Source organism: Rheinheimera salexigens, from assembly GCF_001752395.1.
Classification (GTDB): Bacteria; Pseudomonadota; Gammaproteobacteria; order Enterobacterales; family Alteromonadaceae; genus Alishewanella; species Alishewanella salexigens.
The window spans coordinates 407,582-423,526 of sequence record NZ_MKEK01000001.1 but is presented as its reverse complement, the minus strand read 5'-3'; the positions used below and the strand labels follow the sequence as shown (position 1 = coordinate 423,526).

General features: G+C 42.6%; 13 protein-coding genes and 1 tRNA gene. 10 read left to right on the top strand and 4 right to left on the bottom strand.

Annotation, left to right across the window (positions count from 1 at the left end; translation table 11 throughout):
• Window positions 1–168: 168 nt before the first annotated feature.
• Window positions 169–1,137, top strand: coding sequence for an integron integrase (locus BI198_RS02050; protein ID WP_070048052.1), 969 nt, complete (start codon window positions 169–171; stop codon window positions 1,135–1,137).
• A gap of 70 nt (window positions 1,138–1,207) precedes the next feature.
• Here the strand turns inward: BI198_RS02050 and leuD are convergent, their stop codons facing one another.
• Genes leuD through leuA form a run of 4 tightly spaced genes read right to left on the bottom strand, consistent with a single transcriptional unit; the run spans window position 1,208 to window position 5,983 of the window.
• Entirely contained in the window at window positions 1,208–1,810 is a 603-nt protein-coding gene (gene leuD / locus BI198_RS02045; RefSeq protein ID WP_070048051.1) for a 3-isopropylmalate dehydratase small subunit, read from the bottom strand.
• Window positions 1,807–3,228 carry a 3-isopropylmalate dehydratase large subunit gene (leuC, locus tag BI198_RS02040; RefSeq protein WP_070048050.1) on the bottom strand — a complete coding sequence of 474 codons (1,422 nt, stop codon included), beginning with the start codon at window positions 3,226–3,228 and terminating at the stop codon, window positions 1,807–1,809. The genes leuD and leuC overlap by 4 nt, the downstream gene beginning before the upstream one ends.
• Before the next feature lie 2 nt (window positions 3,229–3,230).
• Complete coding sequence (leuB, locus tag BI198_RS02035; protein WP_083256535.1) at window positions 3,231–4,406, bottom strand: 3-isopropylmalate dehydrogenase; 1,176 nt, start codon at window positions 4,404–4,406, stop codon at window positions 3,231–3,233.
• Window positions 4,403–5,983 carry a 2-isopropylmalate synthase gene (gene leuA, locus BI198_RS02030; RefSeq protein WP_070048049.1) on the bottom strand — a complete coding sequence of 527 codons (1,581 nt, stop codon included), beginning with the start codon at window positions 5,981–5,983 and terminating at the stop codon, window positions 4,403–4,405. The genes leuB and leuA overlap by 4 nt, the downstream gene beginning before the upstream one ends.
• 618 nt (window positions 5,984–6,601) lie before the next feature.
• Between leuA and BI198_RS02025 the strand changes: the two genes are divergently transcribed.
• From BI198_RS02025 to BI198_RS01985, 9 genes are all read left to right on the top strand, one after another.
• Window positions 6,602–6,688, top strand: a tRNA-Leu gene (locus BI198_RS02025).
• Window positions 6,689–7,001: 313 nt separating this feature from the next.
• On the top strand, window positions 7,002–9,125 hold the full coding sequence (locus tag BI198_RS02020; protein ID WP_070048048.1) for a YfaP family protein: 2,124 nt from the start codon (window positions 7,002–7,004) through the stop codon (window positions 9,123–9,125).
• Between the two features lie 352 nt (window positions 9,126–9,477).
• A complete protein-coding gene (locus BI198_RS02015) occupies window positions 9,478–10,704 on the top strand; it encodes an adenosine deaminase family protein (RefSeq protein WP_070048047.1) in 1,227 nt (408 codons plus the stop codon).
• Window positions 10,705–11,068: 364 nt separating this feature from the next.
• Window positions 11,069–11,281, top strand: a complete 213-nt coding sequence (locus BI198_RS02010; protein ID WP_070048046.1) for a hypothetical protein — start codon at window positions 11,069–11,071, stop codon at window positions 11,279–11,281.
• Between the two features lie 191 nt (window positions 11,282–11,472).
• Window positions 11,473–12,891 (top strand): sensor histidine kinase, encoded by a 1,419-nt coding sequence (locus BI198_RS02005; protein WP_070048045.1) that lies wholly within the window; start codon window positions 11,473–11,475, stop codon window positions 12,889–12,891.
• Window positions 12,888–13,493, top strand: a complete 606-nt coding sequence (locus tag BI198_RS02000; RefSeq protein ID WP_070048044.1) for a hypothetical protein — start codon at window positions 12,888–12,890, stop codon at window positions 13,491–13,493. Before BI198_RS02005 ends, BI198_RS02000 begins: the two co-directional genes overlap by 4 nt.
• Window positions 13,480–14,829 carry a sigma 54-interacting transcriptional regulator gene (locus tag BI198_RS01995; RefSeq protein ID WP_070048043.1) on the top strand — a complete coding sequence of 450 codons (1,350 nt, stop codon included), beginning with the start codon at window positions 13,480–13,482 and terminating at the stop codon, window positions 14,827–14,829. The genes BI198_RS02000 and BI198_RS01995 overlap by 14 nt, the downstream gene beginning before the upstream one ends.
• Window positions 14,830–14,904: 75 nt before the next feature.
• A complete protein-coding gene (locus BI198_RS01990; protein WP_070048042.1) occupies window positions 14,905–15,258 on the top strand; it encodes a DUF2288 domain-containing protein in 354 nt (117 codons plus the stop codon).
• 31 nt (window positions 15,259–15,289) lie between these two features.
• Complete coding sequence (locus BI198_RS01985; protein ID WP_070048041.1) at window positions 15,290–15,841, top strand: acyl-CoA thioesterase; 552 nt, start codon at window positions 15,290–15,292, stop codon at window positions 15,839–15,841.
• Window positions 15,842–15,945 lie beyond the last annotated feature (104 nt).

Below are 15,945 nucleotides of genomic sequence, written 5' to 3'. Positions count from 1 at the left end.
CACGAATTTACATTTTGCTAAATTAACTAACATTTTTCACTAAATCAACTACATCTTACACCTTTGCGCAGAAACGCTCGGCGAGAAAGAGTGTTTTAAACCTGCTATTAACTTGATAACACATAATTAACCAACTACTGTATATTAAAACAGCGTGCGGTGAATGTTATGCCATCTCCATTTTTACAGTATATAAGTGAGTTTATGTTTGCGCGCCGTTATGCCAAGCGTACGGTAGAAACTTATTTATACTGGATAAAATTTTATATTGTTTATTGCGACAAGCAGCACCCATCGAAATTAGGAGATGCTGATGTTGAACGGTTTCTTAGTTACTTATCTAACCAACGCAATGTTGCACCTAGAACACAGGCTACAGCACTAAATGCGTTATGTTTTCTGTACCGTAATGTGTTGCAAAAGCCCTTGTCATTAACATTAAACTTTAATAAATCGCAAATATCGACCAAATTACCCATCGTGCTTACTCAATATGAGGTGAGTAACTTACTAAGAGTTATTGATCCTAAATATAAATTATTGGCGCAGCTAATGTATGGCAGCGGCCTACGGTTGATGGAAGCGGTTCGGCTTAGGGTGCATGATATAGATTATGACTATTTGTCTGTTTTAGTATGGCAGGGTAAAGGCAATAAAAACCGTAGGGTTACGCTAGCTTCCGAGTTGGTAACAACTTTAAAGCAGCAAACACATTATGTGTTGCAATATTTTCAGGCTGATTTAGTAAACCCTGTATATGCTGGCGTTTGGCTGCCACATGCGTTAGCTCGTAAATATCCGAATGCACCGCGCGAAATTGGTTGGCAGTATTTGTTTCCGTCTGGTCAATTAAGCCAAGACCCTGACACTAAGCTTATTCGGCGGCATCATTTAGATGAAACTTGTGTGCGTCGCGCTATTAAATGTGCAGCTAAGCAAGCACAAATTAACAAAAATGTTACTTGCCATACCTTACGTCATTCTTTTGCTACCCATTTATTGCAAGCCGGTGCAGACATTCGCACAGTGCAAGAACAGCTTGGTCATTCTGATGTTAAAACCACCCAAATTTATACTCATGTACTGAAGCAAGGTGGTAATGCGGTAAAAAGCCCTCTGTCGCAATTAGCTCTTTAAAAGTGTAACGAGAGTGCGCTAAACCAGCTGGCGTTACACCAGCCGATTTTATGTTGCTGTAAGTAACGAATTAACCCAACCAAGGTTGATTAGCTTTACGGTTTTGTTCGTATTGAGTGATTTGGCTATTTAGCTGCTCGCTACTGCCGATAAAGTCTAAGCCTGATAACAAGCGCTGTTTAATATCAGGGTCGATACTAAAACCTACTGCCGCATTATTGCCGACCATAATCTCTTGGCTTTGTAAGTCTATTTGCCAGTGTTGCGGTTCTTGTTGGCAGCGATTAAATAGTAAGTCGATATTGGTTTTGCTTAATTGAATTAATAACATGGCGTTGTTAACGCTGTTATTAAAGAAAATATCGGCAAAGCTTTCGGCGATAATGACATTAAAACCAAACTGCTGAATGGCCCATGGGGCGTGTTCGCGGCTAGAGCCACAGCCAAAGTTAGCGCGGGTTAATAGCACTGATGCGCCAGCGTATTCGGGTTTATTAACCACAAAATCTGGGTTTGGGCTACCGTCGGCTAGATAGCGCCAATCGAAAAACATAGCGTCAGCGAAGCCATCACGGCTAACGCTGGTTAAAAATTGTTTAGGAATAATTTGGTCGGTATCAACATTGTTTTTATCTAATGGACACACTAACCCTTGGGCAAATATCTGGCTCATGCTGTTACTCCTGTTACTTGCGCACTGCTGGCGATATTAACAAACTTACCAGCGATAGCGGCAGCGGCAGCCATGGCAGGGCTAACTAAGTGGGTGCGGGCACCACGGCCTTGTCGACCTTCAAAGTTGCGATTACTAGTAGATGCACAACGCTCGCCAGCAGCAACGCGGTCATCGTTCATGCCTAAGCACATGCTACAACCTGGCTCGCGCCATTCAAAACCGGCGTCTTTGAATATCGTGGCTAAGCCTTCCTGCTCGGCTTGGCGTTTGACAATACCTGAGCCTGGCACCACTAACGCTCGCACACCCGCGGCGACTGTTTTACCTTGCACTATGCTGGCTGCGGCGCGTAAGTCTTCAATTCGGCTATTGGTGCAGCTACCAATAAACACCACATCAACCGCATAGTCGGTTAACTTAGTGCCGGCATTTAAGCCCATATAGGCTAACGCGCGCTCGGCAGCATCGCGTTTAGTGGCATCGGTAAAGCTGCTTGGGGCGGGTATAACTTGGTCGACAGCAATTACTTGCTCAGGGTTAGTGCCCCAGGTAATTTGTGGGGTCACTTTGCTGGCATCAATAACTACGCTTTTATCAAATGTGGCATCTAAGTCTGAATATAAGGTTTGCCAATACTGCACAGCTGCGGGCCAATGCCGGGCGCTGGGCGCATGCGGTTTGCCTTGCAAATAATTAAAGGTAATCTCATCTGGGGCAATTAAGCCGGCTTTAGCGCCCATTTCTATGCTCATATTGCATAGGGTCATGCGGGCTTCCATGCTTAAGTCGCGAATGGCGCTACCGCAAAATTCCGCCACAAAGCCATTACCACCGGCAGTTCCTAACTGGCCTATTACCGCCATAATGATGTCTTTTGCCGTAACATGAGCGCTTAGTTGCCCATTTATTTCAATTTTTAACGTTTTTGCCGTTTGCTGCGGTAAGGTTTGGGTGGCTAATACGTGCTCGACTTCCGAAGTACCAATACCAAAGGCTAACGCGCCAAAAGCACCATGGGTAGACGTATGCGAGTCACCACAAACAATAATCATACCCGGCTGAGTTAAGCCTTGCTCAGGGCCGATAACATGCACTATGCCTTGGTCGGGATGGGTTAAGTCTAATAAGGCAATTTTACTGTCTTCGCAGTTAAATGCTAACGCTTCTAATTGTTTACGTGAGGTTTCACCCGCCGCATCTATACTACGACGCTGTGTGGACACGTTATGGTCCATAGTGGCAAAGGTTAAATCGGCACGGCGTACCTGGCGATCGGCTAATTTTAAGCCAGAAAATGCCTGAGGTGAGGTAACTTCATGAATAAGATGGCGGTCGACATATAATAAGTCGGTACTTGGATTTAACTTACCTACCACATGGCTGGCGTAAATTTTTTGATATAACGTTTGGCCCATGGTTAGTGCGCTCCTTGAATGTGTTTATTTTCGCTAACGGGTTTAGCGGGCGAAGCTGTAGTAGTTTTATTTGTTTCAGCAACGCCCATGCTATCAATTATGGCAACAACCGCTGCGCCCACAGCAGAGGTGCTGTAAGTAGATTTAGGATCAATATCACGAGTCACAATATGCTGCGCTAAGCATTGTTGTACCGCTTGCTCTATCGCTTGTGCCGCCTCGATTTGATTGCAGCTAAAGCGCAGCATTAAAGCCGCACTTAAAATTTGGGCGATAGGGTTAGCAATACCTTTGCCGGCGATATCAGGCGCGCTGCCACCTGCTGGTTCGTATAAACCAAAGCCATTACCATTTAAACTAGCCGACGGTAATAAGCCTAACGAGCCGGCAATAGCAGCAATTTCGTCAGATAAAATATCGCCAAATAAGTTGTCGCATAACAACACATCAAATTGTTGTGGGCTGCGAATTAACTGCATGGCGGCATTGTCTATATACATATGCTCTAGCTCAACTTCGGGATAGTGCTTAGCAATGTCAGTGACGGTTTCGCGCCATAAAATGCTGGTTTGCAATACGTTGGCTTTATCAATAGAGGTGACTTTTTTACTGCGGGTTAAGGCGGCTTTAAACGCAACATGGGCAATACGCTCTATTTCGGCTTTGCTATAACGTTGCGTATCAAAAGCTGCATCGCCATCGCGGCCTTTTTCACCGAAATAAATACCGCCGGTTAATTCGCGCACGCACAATACGTCCATGCCTAAGCTACTCACCCGAGGATGCAATGGCGATAAGTCGGCAAATTCAGGGTAAATCTGTCCAGGGCGTAAATTTGAGAATAAATCGAAATGTTTGCGCAGTGGTAATAACGAGCCACGCTCCGGTTGCTGATCTGGTGCTAAATGGGTCCATTTTGGGCCGCCGACCGAGCCAAATAATATGGCATCGCTTTGCTGGCAGATAGCCATAGTGGCTGCTGGTAATGGCTCACCGCTGGCATCTATGGCGGCTCCGCCGACTAAGGCTGGCGTTAAGTTAAGGCTAAACTGAAATTTATTCGCTACCGCATCTAACACTTTAATGGCTTCGGCCATAACTTCTGGACCAATACCGTCGCCACTTAATACCGCTATGTTGTATTGATTGGTTAAAGAGCTGGTTGACTGCTGACTCATATTGCACCTACTGCAGTTGCTTCTGCGCCGTTACGGCTATGTTTATGGGCATCAATCGTTTGTGCGCGCTGGATCATATTCAGCACATGGATATAGGCTAAAACTGACGAGCGAACAATATCGGTGGCTAAACCGGCACCATGAAAACGCCGACCTTCATGTTCTGCTGTTATATCCACCTGACCTAAAGCAGACTCACCACTGCCTTTGGCTTGTAAGTTAAAGTCGACCATTTTTATCTGTAACTTGCTAATACGAGTAATGGCATTAAATGCCGCTTCAACTGGGCCATTGCCGGTGGCAGCTTCAGTAATTAATACGCCATCGCATTTTAAGCCAACCGTGGCACTAGCAACTTGCCCGGTATTCGTAGATGAGCTTAAAAAGTCTAAAACGTAGTAATCGTTTTGCTCTTGTAAGGTTTGAAAAAACACTAAGGCTTCTAAGTCGTAATCAAACACTCGGCCCTTTTCATCGGCTAAGGCGACAAAGCTTTGATATACCGCATCTAAATCGTAATCATCTTTGGTGTAACCTAATTCGGCTAAGCGATGCTGGATAACGTGCCGACCAGAGCGCGAGGTTAAATTTAACTCATTTTGGCGAATACCCACTTGCTCAGGTGACATAATTTCATAGGTGTTTTGCGCTTTTAATACGCCGTCTTGGTGAATACCTGAACTGTGAGCAAAGGCATTTTCGCCCACTATGGCTTTATTAGGCTGAATAGGCATATTACAAATTTGGCTAACTAAGTGACTGCTGCGGTATATTTCAGTGGTTTTAATATCGGTATACAGCGGCATAAAAATATCCTTACGGGTATTAATAATCATCGCCACTTCTTCTAACGAACAGTTACCCGCGCGCTCGCCAATGCCGTTTACGGTACATTCTATTTGCCGTGCCCCGGCTTGAATGGCACTAACACTATTAGCAACCGCTAAGCCCAAATCGTTATGGCAGTGTACGCTTAACCGCGCTTTGTCCATGTTTGGCACCCGGTTTTTTAACGCCGAAATAATGGCTGAAAACTCATTGGGCACGGTATAGCCCACGGTATCTGGGATGTTAATGGTGGTGGCGCCGGCAGCAATAGCCCGCTCAACTATCCAGCATAAGTCGTCAATTGGGGTGCGCCCGGCGTCTTCGCACGAGAACTCAATATCATCGGTATAGCGACTGGCTAACTTAATGGCTGCCACCGCTTGATCGCTAGCTTGAGCTAAGGTTTTACGTAATTTATATTGCAAATGCAGTGGTGAGGTAGCAATAAAGGTATGTATACGACGACGCTCAGCGTGTTGTAATGCTTGGCCACAGGCTTCTATATCACCGCTAACGGCACGGGCTAAACCACAAATTATCGGCCCTTTAACTTCGCGAGCAATTTGTTGTACCGAGTTAAAGTCGCCGGGGCTAGACACCGGAAAACCTACTTCCATTACATCGACATTTAAACGCGCTATGGCATGCGCTAACTGAATTTTCTGCTTTTGACTCAAGCTGGCACGCAACGCTTGTTCGCCGTCACGTAAGGTTGTATCAAAAATCCAAATTTTATTATCACCGCTCATGTTATGTGTCCTGTTCCGGTTTGTATCGGTTAGTTGGCGCATTTTTGGCGGGATAAAAAAGCAAAAACCCCGGCCAATGGCACGGGGTTTTGTTTATTAGTATCGTTACATTTTTACCAATAAGCAGCGCCCCGCACACCAATGAGGAGTACGAGGAGGCTAATAATAGAAACGTGACGATTAAAATTCATAATGGCTCTTTAAGGTTTACTAGTGTTTAAAATTGCAGGTTCAAGCTGCAGCAACGTCATTAGTAATAACATGGTTATTTTTTAACTGCAACAGTGTAGATGGCCAAATTTTAAAGTTTAATTGATATTTGCCAGTTAGACTTTAAATTGGCTAACTAAACGACGCTAATGTTCAGCCCTATTTTGCAGTGCAAAAGCTTTTTATGTTCTGGTCCAGCATTGGCTAGCAATATATGGTCTTAATTTTGCCCTGCTATACAGTGTGTTTATTTTATAGCCAATTAATGCTGCACCCTTACTAAATCTATCAAAAAATAAGCAGTTGATAGCAACTTAGTGATCTTATGCAGAAAATCGCTTGCATCTTAGTTCAAGGTTAAATACTATGTGCGCCGTCTGACCAAGCGTATTAATACGCAGCAACTCTGCCCGGGTGGTGAAATCGGTAGACACAAGGGATTTAAAATCCCTCGCTCGAAAGGGCATGCCGGTTCAAGTCCGGCCCCGGGCACCATTTCTACAAACATCTTATTTTTCACCTCTTTTGTTTTCACTTCCCAGTTTTAGCTACATATTCAAATCATCAAATAACCCTGTTTATTTATTTCGTTTTTTACACTTAAACAACTATCTAGCATCTACTTATTTGAATCATATTAATATTCTTATTTAAAAATTAAATATTTCAAATAATTTATTCTTTCTGATAACATCTCGCTTTTGAATATGCTCCCATAAAAGGAACTGCATATTTTATGTTTATTGCAGGTAAGAATACCTGCTTAAAATAATTTATTAATAAACTTTAGAATTTAAATGGATGTTTTATGAATATATCAATGAAGTGGCTATCAACTGCTGCAATGGTTGCCATACTGGCAGCATGTGGTGGTTCAGATAAAGATAATACACCGGATTCTCTTTATAAATTATCTGGTACCGTTTCAGGTCTGAATGGCACATTAGTCTTGGCCGTTAATACCAATAATATAACGATTAACAACAGCGGCAATATCAGCCTTGGTAGTCAATTCACCAGTGGTACAAGTGTTAATCTAAGTATCACCTCTCAGCCCAATGGCCAGAGTTGTCAAGTTTCTAGTGCAAGCACTATTACTTTTGCCAATGCCGATATTAATAACGTTGCGATTTCTTGTACTAATTTGCAGTATAACGTTAGTGGCACTGCTACGGGCTTAGAGCGACCTATAACCTTACAATACAGCTACGGTGCACAAACAGATAGCACTGAAATTAATGGCGATGACAACTTTACCTTACCGCATACCTTTGTTTATGGTAATGAAATAGATTTTAACTTACCGCCAGCGATTGGCCACAATTGCACAATCACACCGCAGAATATTGTAATAACAGAAAACGTTAACAACTTAGAAGTTAACTGCTCTACTTTTGGTCAAATTAGTGGTCGGGTAAATGCATATAACACTGGTGTGGCTTTAAATGGCGCACAAGTTGAAGTCTTCGTCTTAAACCAAGATAGTGAGCCAGTTATTATTCAAACAGTATTATCTGATGATAATGGTGATTTTTCTGTAAAAGGTGTGGGGTATTTCGACCGTATCACTCTGCGAGCAACTGCGGATAATTATGTAACTCGTTCAGAGGTTGTTCGCACTAGTGAACTAAATCCTGATACGACCGTTAGCATTGGCATGTTAAAAGTCGATTTTACAGAGACATTTGCTGCTAATGAAGCGAAAGAGATCATAGATCCAAATACAGCATTACGCATCACATTACCTGCAAATGCCTTTGTGGACGGTCAAGGTGCAATATATAATGGTCAGATTACTGCAGCAATAACCAATATTGATGCTTCGTCAGATCCAGCAATTATGCCTGGATATTATCTAGCCATTGACCCAGATAGTGGCGAGGAAATGGTATTTGAATCTTTTGGCGCTTTAAATGCGGTTTTTAGTGATTCCAATAATAACCCTCTACAGTTGGCTGAAGGTTCTAAGGCTCAAATTCGTATTCCACTTGCTGCCCGTGGTGTAAATCCACCAGCTACCATTCCGTTAATACATTTTAATGAACAAACGGGTATTTGGGATGTTGAGGGTGAAGCACAATTAATAAGTGATGACCAAAACCGTAAATACTATGCTGGCGAAGTAACGCATTTCTCCACTTGGAACGCTGACTATTTATTTGAATCAGTTAATATTTCAGGTTGCGCAATAGATAACCAAACTCAGTTACCTGTTGCAGGGGTTCGCATGATATCTGACGGCGTTAACTATATTGGTCGTTCAGTGGCTTACACTAATGTCACTGGTGAGTTCAGCATCGCTGTAAGACCCAACAGTGAAGTATTATTATCAATTCGTGATGCTGATGGTCAAAGTAATACCATGCGAGTGAATGTGGCTGCAGGAAATGTTAATTTAAATAACTGCCTGACAACAGATCAAGGTGCGATGATAGTAAGCCTAACTTGGGGTGCTAACCCTAGAGATTTAGACACTCACTTTAAAGGGCCCACAATAGCTGACAGTTTAACTGACCGCTTCCATATCTATTATGCTCGTAGCTCATCCACAGTCGAAGGTGTAACCATGTATCTAGATGTAGATGATACTAGCAGTTACGGTCCGGAAATTTTAACAATCCCAAGATTCCCTTTGCCTGGTAGATATATCTACTCAGTTCATCATTATTCTGGCTCAGGTACTATTTATCAATCGCCAACTCGGGTTGAGGTTTTATTAAATGGTATAAGTTATGTATTTTCGCCCTCTGAAGACGATGAAACCAGCGGCATTAACAATACTTGGCTAGTGTTTGAAGTTGTAGTAAGCAATGATGGTACAGTTGAATTGATTCCAATTGACAGTTATACCAGTGTCAGAAATAATGATCTTCCTGCTGCAGTAAATTTAACTCCACTTATGCAGCTACCACCTAAAGTAATGGTTGATTAGTAGTTATTACACACAACCTGCAGGTTTTGTATGATCTGCAGGTTGTAGCTTCCAAGTAATACGTTGATAACTTAAACCTAATTGCACATACAAGTCGTTACCGTTTACCATACGCTAACCTAAACCAAAACCTGATGTTTCGGCTTTTTTCCTTGCTCAGTACACATTGAAAGCACTTGTTCCTAACACCAAAAGCTGCCTCTACCGAGCATTTAACTATAGCTACTACCAAATATAAGCTAATATTTACTGCTTTATACATTAGTTACCCATACTTTTAACTTGCTAAGCCTACTGTAATTTAGCCTAGTGCGATAAACTAACCCCATCTGTTTATTGTCTCGGAGCTTTTATGGCGCGCTATTCAGCTGAATTTATCAAAGAAATGCCTAAATCAGATTTACATCTGCACTTAGATGGTAGCTTACGCTTAGAAAGCTTAATTGCTATGGCAAAACGAACCAATACCAAGCTACCGTCAAATACGGTTGAGGGTATGAAGCAATTGGTATTTAAAGATAAATACGCCAACTTAGGCGAGTATTTACATTGCTTTCAATATACCTGTGCCGTATTACGCGATATGGAAAACCTGCAACAAGCCGCCTATGAGCTAGCAATAGACAATCAAAATGAAGGCGTTAACTATATTGAAGTCCGCTTTGCGCCGCAGCTATTAATTGATTTACCCAACGGTATTAATTTTGATCGGGTTATGCATGCGGTTAACGATGGTTTAAAGCAGGCCATGCAAGAATACAATTGTAGTAAAGCTGTATTAGGTGGCGATAAGCCACCCTTTGCTTACGGTATTATTAACTGCGCCATGCGCATGTTTGGCGATAAAGGTTTTTCGCCTTATTACACCAATTTATTTCAGTTAATGCGCGACTTTGAACCAATGGATGTGATTAAACTTGCCGCTATGGAGTTAGTGCGAGCCAGTGTCCGTTTGCGTGACGAAGCGGGTATACCTATCGTTGGTTTAGATTTAGCCGGGCAAGAATCGGGCTATCCTGCTAGTAAGTTTAAAGAAGTGTATGAATATGCTCATCAACACTTTTTACTTAAAACCTTACACGCCGGTGAAGCCTACGGCGCTGAAAGCGTGTTTGAAGCTATCACCGAATGCTATGCCGACCGCATTGGCCATGGTTATTCGATGTTTATGCCAGAAATGATTTCGGACCCCAGCATTACCGATAAAGCAGCTTATATTCGTAACTTAGCGTCTTATATTGCTGATAAGCGCATTGCGATAGAAGTATGCTTAACCAGTAACTTGCAAACCAACCCACTGATTACTGATATTAAACAGCATAAATTTAAAGATATGCTAGAAAATCGCATGGCGACAGTGATTTGTACCGATAATCGTTTAGTGTCAAACACCACCGTCAGTAATGAGTATCAACTGGCTTTAGATAACTTTGATGTGCCTATTAAGCGCTTAAAAGACATGGTTGCTTATGGTTTTAAGAAAAGCTTTTTCCCGGGTAACTATGTCGAGAAGCGAGAATACGCTAAACAGTGCTTACACTACTTTGATCGCGTTGCTACCAAGTATGGATTTATATAATTAAATCAGCTACTTAAAATAAGTGTCGCCAATTGCATACACACTAAGTCATTGAAATATATCATATAATTATTTAAGCCTGCTTTACTGTCTCCAAACTGCGACAGTAAAAGCTAGGCTTAGGTTCAGTTTCACTTCCTACCATTAAAAATAAAACCTAACTATCTGTTTTTGCTGATTAAACTATTAAACAATAAAGTTGGCATAGGCGTTGCATTATCTATAGCAACGACAGCGCAGCAGCATGTCGCAAACACAAAGTTTAAGGCGCGTAATTATAAACAGGTACCGCCAAACAATAGTGTCTTTGCCAGATGTTGCTTCTGACAGTTAGAAGGCAATTAGCCGTATTTTGGAGGATGTTATGGATTTATTTTTATTAGGTACAGTTATGTTTCTGCTAGCCAATGTTGCAGTAGTGATTAATATGCTGCGCCGGGTGAACTTACATAACGACAGCGTATTAGCTTGGGAGCAAGCACAGTTCACTTCAGTTACTCCAGCCATGGCTCCGGTACTGCAATACCCAGTGGCATTAGCTCAACCACAAGCGGCGTATTTAGCTGAAGCCGCTTAACTTGTAACAAATTTAACAGTTCCCATATTTCAACCTTAGGGTTGAAGTTTTTGGCCAGTACCCCACTGGCCTTTTTTTTGCCTTTTTTTCCTTGACCCAAAACCGTTATGCTACAAGCTTCAGTATTAATGTATGCTACAGGCATCAATCATTAGTCATGGTCGTTGTCATAACTGAAACGAAAAATTCTTATGCGCAATTCTTTGCAAACGGCCTCACTTAGGCAATTAGTTATCTTAAGCTTTTTTATGGCCTTAATTCCGGTCGCGGTTTTGTTATGGCAAAGCTACACCGCCTTAAATGGCGTTAGCCAATATGCAGTCGCTGAAGCTGAGTCGGCTATATCCAGTGTGCGCCGGGTCGAAAATATGCAAAACATGGTGGTGGATATTGAGCGCGCCGTACGCCAATTTGCTGTTGTTAAAACGCCTGCGTTGGCCAAAGTAGCCGCTAATCATTTAGATAATTACCAACAGTTATTACAGCAAGTTTGTAATAATGTTCAGCAAACTGAGCTTTGCCAATTACAACGGCAACAGTTACAGCTACTGCAATCGCGTTTTCAGCAGTTAGACAGTAAACAATTAGAACCCGTTATTCTGCAATTTAGGCAGCAACAACAGCAGCTCACGCAAACTGTGTGGTCAATGCTAGAGCAAAATCTACAAGCTCAGCAAAGCTTTGTGGTGGAAAGCCAGCAACAGCTAGCATGGCAAACCGTGGTGTTAGTGATAATTACCTTGCTATTGGTGTTGTGGGCTTCTGGCCGCATTGCTGCGCCGGTTAAAAAATTAGATATTATGATCCGTGCCATTGGCCAGCAACATCAATTTCCGGATGAAAAGCTAGTCGGTCCGCGAGAGCTAACCGAACTAGGTGAGCAGTTACGCTGGTTAAGCTCGCGGTTACAGCAATTAGAAGCCTTACGCTTAATTTTATTGCGCCATGCCTCACATGAACTAAAAACGCCATTATCCAGTATTCGTGAAGGTTGTGCGTTATTAACCGAGCAGTTAGTAGGGCCTTTAAATCCCCAGCAATTAGAAGTGGTGGGCTTATTAAATGGCAGTGCCGATAGACTAAGCTTATTAACCGAGCAATTATTAGACTATAACCGATTACTACAACAAGCTAAACCCGAGCCGGATTGGCTGTCGCCACAACAATTATTTACAGACTGCTTTGCTGATCATGCGTTATCGTTACAACAACGCGAGCAAGTTATTGAATTAGATTGCCAACTTAGTGCAATTTTCACCGATGCGACTTTGTTTAGACGTATACTAGATAACTTAATTAATAATGCTCAGGCTTATGGTAGTCAGTCCAGCCCGGTTTGGGTTAAGTTATATCAACAAGAGCATCAGTTAGTGTTAGATGTGGCTAACAATGGCAACCCGATACCAACCGCTTTGCGGCATTCGTTATTTGAACCGTTTCAACGCGGCACTACCCCTAGGTTTGATGCGGTGCAAGGCTCTGGCTTAGGTTTGTCTATTGTTGCTGATTGTGCTCGATTATTAGGTGGCCATGCTGACATTGTCGACGTGATATATGCCGATGTCTGTATTCGCGTTCGCTTGCCACTGTTAGAGGAAAAATTATCATGAAATTATTCTTACCGCTCGTGGCGGTAATATTGCTAAGTGTGCTAAGTGGCTGTCAGCTCGCTCCACTTAAACCAATCTCGGTTGAAGCTGAACCGGAAAACTCTCAGCCAGAGTTACCGCCAATAGTGGAGCCAACCCCAGCTATTGAGCCCGTATTAGCTATTGATAACAGTCCTGAAACGTTACAAGCCTGGATCCAGTATCGTGCTGAACTGTTAAACCAAGTGGCCGACGAGCGCGAGCAGTTAAGCCCGCTTGAAGTAACGGATGCGGTAACAGAGTTAAAACGTACTATTTTGCAATTGCATCCTGACACGCCGTATTTAACTCGACTAAAACAACAAATGCTATTATCCGACAAGCTGAATAAATTACCGCCTTCACTCGCTGCTCTTTTTAGCTGGGATCTGGCCTTTAATCAAAAGCTATTAGAAGCAGAGTCAGCAGTAAGTGCATTAACCCGACTGAATGCCCAACAGCACGACAATATTGAACGCTTACAAAAAACCAATAAAGAATTACAAAAGAAAATTGATGCCTTAACCCAAATTGAGGCTCAGCTTAATCAACCGCCGCTTGAGGATAATAATGGCCAGCCCTAAGCCACGCTTACTGCTTGTTGATGATGATCCAAGCTTATTACGCTTATTAACGTTACGCTTAGAAGGCGAAGGTTATCAGGTGTTTAGTGCCGATAGCGCCGAGACCGCTTTAACCTTATTGCCCAAGCATTCGCCCGATGTGGTGTTAAGTGATTTGCGTATGCCCGGTTTAGATGGCATGAGCTTATTTGATGAAATTGCTAAACGCTATGCTGGATTACCGGTCGTATTAATGACAGCACATGGCTCTATTCCAGAAGCGGTAGCGGCAACTCAGCGCGGTGTATTTGGTTTTTTAACCAAGCCCTTAAATCATGCTGAGTTACGGGACATTTTGCATCGGGCAGTGCGTCAGTCTGTACCGGAGCAAGCCGAATGGCGTAGTGAAATAGTGACCCGTGCCAAAGTAATGGAAGACGTATTAGAACAGGCTTATCGGGTCGCGCAACGCGATGTTAGTGTATTAATTACTGGCGCCAGTGGTACTGGTAAAGAATTACTGGCCAAAGCCATTCATAAAGCCAGCCCACGCGCAAAAAAACCTTTTGTGGCTATTAACTGTGGTGCCTTACCTGAGCATTTATTAGAGTCTGAGTTGTTTGGCCACACTAAAGGTGCCTTTACCGGCGCGGTAACCGAGCATGGCGGGTTATTTCGTGAAGCCGATGGCGGTACTTTATTTTTAGATGAAATTGGCGATATGCCTGCTCCGTTGCAAGTTAAATTGCTGCGAGTATTGCAAGAGCGACAAATTCGTCCCGTGGGTAGCACTAAAACCTTTAGCATTGATGTTAGGGTGTTGTCAGCGACCCATCGTGATTTACAGCATGCTATGGCCGATGGTAGTTTTCGCGAAGATTTATATTACCGCTTAAATGTTGTTAACTTACCGTTACCCACCTTACAACAACGCCCAGAAGATATACCGTTATTAGCCCGGCATGTGTTGCAACAAAGCATAGCTCGGCATCAGGTTGATGTTAGCCGTTTTTCTGATGATGCTTTGCAATTACTGGCCACAGCTAAGTGGCCGGGAAATGTGCGTCAATTGGTTAACGTGGTAGAACAGTGCGTAGCACTGACCAATAGCCCGGTGATTGGCGCAGCGCAAGTCGAGCAAGCTTTATCACAAAATAGTAGTTATTGGCCGCCCTTAAGCGAAGCTAGAGATCAGTTTGAACGCCAGTATTTAATCCGGGTATTAAAAATGACCGATGGTAATGTTACCCGAGCCGCCGAATTAGCTGGGCGAAACCGGACAGATTTGTATAAACTACTCAAAAAGCATGACCTAAGCGCTGCCCAAGTTAATGAACAAGAGCAAGATGAAGATTAGGCCTGCAAGCGATTAATATTGCAGTAAGTATATAAATTAATGCATAAAATATTTAAATATGAAAGAGAGATCCAGATGAGTACAACACCACCTGACGCCCACTTGGCAGAAGATGCTGAAGATCCGGCATTAATTAGAGCAAAAATTATTAGCGAAACAGCACAAATAAGCTGGTTAGAGTTACAAAAATTTTATGCTGCAGGCTCAGTGATTACGGTGCAGCCAGAACTGGATTTAATTGATGTTGCGTTTGTTTTTAACCAAGATGATAAGCAACAAGTCGCAAGCTGGTTAGCCAATAACAGCATTAGTCGCACCAGCAAAGAACAAGCTCAGCAATGGTTCGATCAAGCAACAACCTTATGGGCAGTGGTGATTTCACCGTGGATTTTAGTGCAAGATAAGCCCGATAGCACAACGTTAAATTAATTGCCCTAACCGGCTTAAGTTAAGAGTAAACATGACCGATAATTATCAAAAAACCAATAGCTCACGGGTAACACTGTCGCAGCTAATGTTGCCATCACATTCAAATTTTAGCGGTAAAATTCATGGTGGTTACTTACTATCGTTAATGGACCAAATTGCTTTTGCTTGTGGCTCAAAGTTTAGTGGTTTGTATTGTGTAACAGCCTCGGTGGATAGAGTTGATTTTTTAAATCCCATTGAAGTTGGCGAGCTTGTGACGTTAAAAGCTTCGGTAAACTATGTCGGTAATAGTTCGATGGTAATCGGTATCCGAGTTGATGCCCAAAACATTCAAACCGGCAAGGTAACCCATTGTAATTCATCTTATTTTACGATGATTGCTAAAGATGCTCAGGGCAATAATATTCGGGTGCCGCGGTTAATTTTAACCAGTAAAGAAGACGTATTGCGCTATATGAAAACCATAGAGCGGCTAAAATTACGTCATAGTTATGCTGAGCTTTGTACTGATTTTAATGGTGATATTCAGCAAGCCATTAATAGCATAACTGAAAAAGGTGATGTAAAAGTTCAACTAAGTTAACCGTTCAATTAAGCCTTCAGACAACTAAAATAAAGCCGCGCACTACCTTCGCGGCTTTATTATTTAGTGCTGTATTATTTAGTGTTTATCATTAGTGAAATCAG

Excerpts from the sequence above, each read along its gene's own strand:
- BI198_RS02050 (WP_070048052.1), top strand. The coding sequence starts at position 169 with ATGCCATCTCCATTTTTACAGTATATAAGTGAGTTTATGTTTGCGCGC.
- leuD (WP_070048051.1), bottom strand. The coding sequence starts at position 1,810 with ATGAGCCAGATATTTGCCCAAGGGTTAGTGTGTCCATTAGATAAAAAC.
- leuC (WP_070048050.1), bottom strand. The coding sequence starts at position 3,228 with ATGGGCCAAACGTTATATCAAAAAATTTACGCCAGCCATGTGGTAGGT.
- leuB (WP_083256535.1), bottom strand. The coding sequence starts at position 4,406 with ATGAGTCAGCAGTCAACCAGCTCTTTAACCAATCAATACAACATAGCG.
- leuA (WP_070048049.1), bottom strand. The coding sequence starts at position 5,983 with ATGAGCGGTGATAATAAAATTTGGATTTTTGATACAACCTTACGTGAC.
- BI198_RS02020 (WP_070048048.1), top strand. The coding sequence starts at position 7,002 with ATGAATATATCAATGAAGTGGCTATCAACTGCTGCAATGGTTGCCATA.
- BI198_RS02015 (WP_070048047.1), top strand. The coding sequence starts at position 9,478 with ATGGCGCGCTATTCAGCTGAATTTATCAAAGAAATGCCTAAATCAGAT.
- BI198_RS02010 (WP_070048046.1), top strand. The coding sequence starts at position 11,069 with ATGGATTTATTTTTATTAGGTACAGTTATGTTTCTGCTAGCCAATGTT.
- BI198_RS02005 (WP_070048045.1), top strand. The coding sequence starts at position 11,473 with ATGCGCAATTCTTTGCAAACGGCCTCACTTAGGCAATTAGTTATCTTA.
- BI198_RS02000 (WP_070048044.1), top strand. The coding sequence starts at position 12,888 with ATGAAATTATTCTTACCGCTCGTGGCGGTAATATTGCTAAGTGTGCTA.
- BI198_RS01995 (WP_070048043.1), top strand. The coding sequence starts at position 13,480 with ATGGCCAGCCCTAAGCCACGCTTACTGCTTGTTGATGATGATCCAAGC.
- BI198_RS01990 (WP_070048042.1), top strand. The coding sequence starts at position 14,905 with ATGAGTACAACACCACCTGACGCCCACTTGGCAGAAGATGCTGAAGAT.
- BI198_RS01985 (WP_070048041.1), top strand. The coding sequence starts at position 15,290 with ATGACCGATAATTATCAAAAAACCAATAGCTCACGGGTAACACTGTCG.